This is a genomic window from bacterium CG_4_10_14_0_2_um_filter_33_32 (genome assembly GCA_002792735.1).
Classification (GTDB): Bacteria; Patescibacteriota; CPR2_A; order CG2-30-33-46; family CG2-30-33-46; genus CG2-30-33-46.
The window spans coordinates 1-2,510 of record PFOW01000018.1; the positions used below are offsets into that span (position 1 = coordinate 1).

Annotated in this window: 2 protein-coding genes and 3 tRNA genes; all 5 read right to left on the minus strand. The window is 32.0% G+C overall.

Annotated features, from left to right (window positions below; translation table 11 throughout):
* The 5 genes from COX95_01450 to secG all read right to left on the minus strand — a co-directional run bounded on the left by COX95_01450 (window position 1) and on the right by secG (window position 2,379).
* Window positions 1-76: transfer RNA gene (locus COX95_01450), tRNA-Phe, on the minus strand.
* A gap of 99 nt (window positions 77-175) precedes the next feature.
* Window positions 176-252, minus strand: a tRNA-Val gene (locus COX95_01455).
* A 98-nt stretch (window positions 253-350) separates the two neighbouring features.
* A tRNA-Leu gene (locus COX95_01460) sits at window positions 351-437 on the minus strand.
* A gap of 3 nt (window positions 438-440) precedes the next feature.
* The gene (locus COX95_01465) at window positions 441-2,144 is read right to left on the minus strand and encodes a hypothetical protein (GenBank protein ID PIZ86409.1); all 1,704 of its coding nucleotides are present in this window, start codon (window positions 2,142-2,144) and stop codon (window positions 441-443) included.
* Between the two features lie 13 nt (window positions 2,145-2,157).
* The gene (secG, locus tag COX95_01470) at window positions 2,158-2,379 is read right to left on the minus strand and encodes a preprotein translocase subunit SecG (protein ID PIZ86410.1); all 222 of its coding nucleotides are present in this window, start codon (window positions 2,377-2,379) and stop codon (window positions 2,158-2,160) included.
* Between the last annotated feature and the right edge of the window lie 131 nt (window positions 2,380-2,510).

Genomic DNA, 2,510 nt, shown 5'->3' on the forward strand with positions numbered 1-2,510 from the left:
TGGTGCCGAGGGGCGGGATCGAACCGCCGACACCAGGATTTTCAGTCCTGTGCTCTACCGACTGAGCTACCTCGGCTCATCAACTAACAGTTAACAGTAAATGGTAAATAAATTCTTTGTCTTTTGTTTTTTATCTTTATTGCTGTCTGTTAACTGTTCCCTGTTTACTGAAACTTGGTGGGCGCTGAGGGACTCGAACCCCCGACCCTCTCGGTGTAAACGAGATGCTCTAGCCAACTGAGCTAAGCGCCCGAACAAAAATATTATAAGCGATAATAGTTGCTTTTTAAATAGCTTATATAAAAATTATACTAACAAATATTTAACAATTTATAAAGACTTTAAACCTGTGGTGCCCGGGAGAGGATTTGAACCTCCACGTCCATAAGGACACTAGCCCCTCAAGCTAGCCTGTCTACCTGTTCCAGCACCCGGGCAAATTATTTATTAAGTACCCTTTGAGTTTTAATATACCACTTATCGACTGATAAAAAACGCTGTTCAGGGTAAACCAAAAACTGCTTATTAAAACCTTTCACTTTTTTATCTAAAACAAAATTAAAAACCGGGGAATAAAGAAAAATTGCAGGATGTTCTTCCTGAATATATTCTTCAACTTTTTTACTTACTTCTTTTTTCTTTTCTCTATCTTCGATTTTCAAAGCATTCTCTAAAATAATATCGGTTTTTTTAGACGAGAAGCTTGTAAAATTTAACCCTGGGTCTTTTTGTTGAGAAGAATGCCAAAATGAGAATAAATCTAAATCAAATCCTAAATTCTGTCCGAAAAAAAGTAACTCATAGTTTCTCGGCCTTATTACATCTCTTTCAAGCTCCAATAGATTCTTTTTTTCAATATTTAAATGAATGCCAATTTTGGCAAAACTTTCTTTAATAAATTCTCCGACAATTTTTGATTCATTATCATCTAGAATCGATATCTTAAACTCAACTTCTTTGTTATCTTTTTCCAAAAATCCATCATTATTTGTATCCTTCAAACCAATTTTTTGTAACAATTCTTTCGCGGCATTAATATCAAAATGATTTTTTGCATCATTATGAATAAATATTCCGTTATTACAAATTGCCACACCTAGAAGTTTATTATTTATTAGATCATTTTTGTTAATTGATAGTTCCAAAGCTTTTCTGAAATCTATGGATTCCAACAATTTATTTTTCGGGTAATTCATAAAAACTGCTTTATAGCTTGGTAGTATATAAGAAAATATTTTATACTTATTCCAATCTTTGACTTTCTTATAAGTGTCCTGATTTAGATTAGCGGTACCCATAATTTCCCTTTTAGCAAGCGCATCAAAAACTTTTTCTGAATTATCATAAAATTTAAAAACTACAGAATCGATATAGGGCTTTTTATCATAAAAATCTCTATTTTTTTCTAATATAATAATTTTAACAAAATCATTCTCTGTGGTCTTTGTTTCTTTAAATTTAAATCTATTACTTCCAATAGGTTTAAGATTCTGTTCCACATACGGTAGGTCTTTAACTTCAAACTCAGCCCAAATGTGTTCAGGCAAAATACCAAGCGTTGTATTGTAAATAAAGGAAGGTTGTGGCTTAGAAAGATTAAAAACAACAGTATATTCGTCAGGAACTTCAACTTCTACATCTTTCCATTCATTCTTCAAGGGGCCTGTATAATCGGGATCTTGAATTACTGAAATTGTGTAACGTATATCATTAGAAAGAAGCTGTTCTCCGTCATGCCATTTGACATTATGTTTTAATTTGAAATTAAAGACCTTCCCGTTGTCTTTAACTTCCCATCGTTCTGCTATATCCGGAATAATATTTCCTTTCTCATCAATCTTTGTTAAGCCTGAATATATAAGGTATGAAAGCGATCTGTCTACCATATTAGAAGGTGCATACAGAGGATTGATATTTCTTGGTTGTCCTACGATACCTTCAATATATGATCCACCTTCTATAGGTACTTCGTGCGTAAAAAATTTATAGCTTTTTAAAACCAGGGAAAAAAGCGATACAATTATCAAAACTGAGCAAATAAAAAGAATAAGTTTTTCTCTAAAATAAAAATTAGAGAAAAATTCCCTATAAAGTTTAAAAATCTTAAAGATAAATTCTTTAACTCTTAATATAATAGATCTCAATGTTTAATATTTATTACTGAATAATAACATTTAGAAAAGCAGAAGCTGCAAATATAATACCAACAACTATTGTTAATATGAATATACCTTTTTCTAATCCTCTTCTTGTTCTGTAGATATTACCTTCTCCTCCAAAAATTCCCCCCAAGCCCGATCCTTTGGCCTGCAAAAGTACAGCAATGATAACAATAATAGCTGATACAAGAGTAATTGATAAAAGAATTGTTCTTGTCATAAAATTAGTTTAGCATAAAATTCAATTTTTTGACAGGCTCTGTACGCGTCACGCACATTTGAGACTCCGGAACAGTTTTTATTAAATAATCAATGGGTGAAATATTACCCAAAGATTGGTGTATTCTCTTT

What these genes read in the sequence shown, in the direction of transcription:
- secG (PIZ86410.1), bottom strand. Translation starts at nt 2,379, where the DNA reads ATGACAAGAACAATTCTTTTATCAATTACTCTTGTATCAGCTATTATT.